Origin of the sequence: Consotaella aegiceratis (assembly GCF_036541425.1) — a bacterium.
Classification (GTDB): Bacteria; Pseudomonadota; Alphaproteobacteria; order Rhizobiales; family Rhizobiaceae; genus Consotaella; species Consotaella aegiceratis.
Genome location: NZ_JAZHFT010000069.1, coordinates 1 through 978, shown reverse-complemented (window position 1 = coordinate 978; position 978 = coordinate 1). Strand labels below are relative to the sequence as shown.

Annotated in this window: 1 protein-coding gene; it reads left to right on the top strand. The window is 65.8% G+C overall.

The features are described from left to right. Positions 1-367 precede the first annotated feature (367 nt). On the top strand, positions 368-859 hold the full coding sequence (locus SMD10_RS23680) for an ArdC-like ssDNA-binding domain-containing protein (protein WP_331688211.1): 492 nt from the start codon (positions 368-370) through the stop codon (positions 857-859). Positions 860-978 lie beyond the last annotated feature (119 nt).

Genomic DNA, 978 nt, shown 5'->3' with positions numbered 1-978 from the left:
GGGCAGCCCACCCCGCGCCCGCCCCCCGGTCCCCCCGCCCCCGGGGGGCGCGGGGGCCCGCGGGGCGCCCCCGCGCCCATTGCCAGCCTCGGGGGGAGAAAGGGGACGCCGCCCCCTCTCTCCCGCAAGCCCTCAGGCCGGTATCCCCGATCTTCCTCCTTGCGCCCGCCCGGCGCTGCGCGCCGATCGGCCGCGGCGTCGTGCAGACGCGGCGAAGATCCCTTTGACGACGGATCTTCGCCGCCCCTACGGGCGGGTGATCCCCCTCCGGCCTGAGGACCTGCCCCTCTCTCCTCCGCAGTTCCGCACGGGCTCGGGAGGCAGAAGCCAGACGGCTTCCGCCACCAAAACCAAAGGAGAGAAAATCATGGCCAAGCGTCAGAGAACGAGCGAAGCTCACCACACCGATGTTTACGAGCGCGCTACGAACAAAATCGTGGAGCAGCTTGAACAGGGCGTGCGTCCATGGTTCCAGCCTTGGAGCGTGGCCGGAAGCACCCTCCGCCCGCTTCGCGCGAATGGCGTGCCTTATCGCGGGATCAACACCGTGTTGCTTTGGATGGAGGCGCAAGAGAAAGGCTTTGCGTCGCCCTACTGGATGACCTATCGCCAAGCGCAGGCGATGGGCGCACAAGTCCGCAAGGGCGAACATTCTTCGCTCGTCGTCTATGCGAACACCATCAAAAAGACAGAGACGACCGATGAAGGCGAGGAAGTCGAACAGACAATTCCTTTCATGAAGGGCTATAGCGTCTTCAACGCGGCTCAGATTGACGGATTGCCCGAGCACTATCGCTCCAAGGTCAAGAGTCCTGCCGACGCGCCGAAGAAGGAGAGGATCGAGCGCGCGGAAGCGTAGACAGCCAATATTTGAGCGGTGCTGCGTCGCCCTCGGGCCACTCGATCAACAGCCATTCCCCGGAGCGGGGCCGGGTGAGGTTGTAGTCCCGCGAGGCGGCCCGCACCCGCACCGCGGCA

Excerpts from the sequence above, each read along its gene's own strand:
- SMD10_RS23680 (WP_331688211.1), top strand. The coding sequence starts at position 368 with ATGGCCAAGCGTCAGAGAACGAGCGAAGCTCACCACACCGATGTTTAC.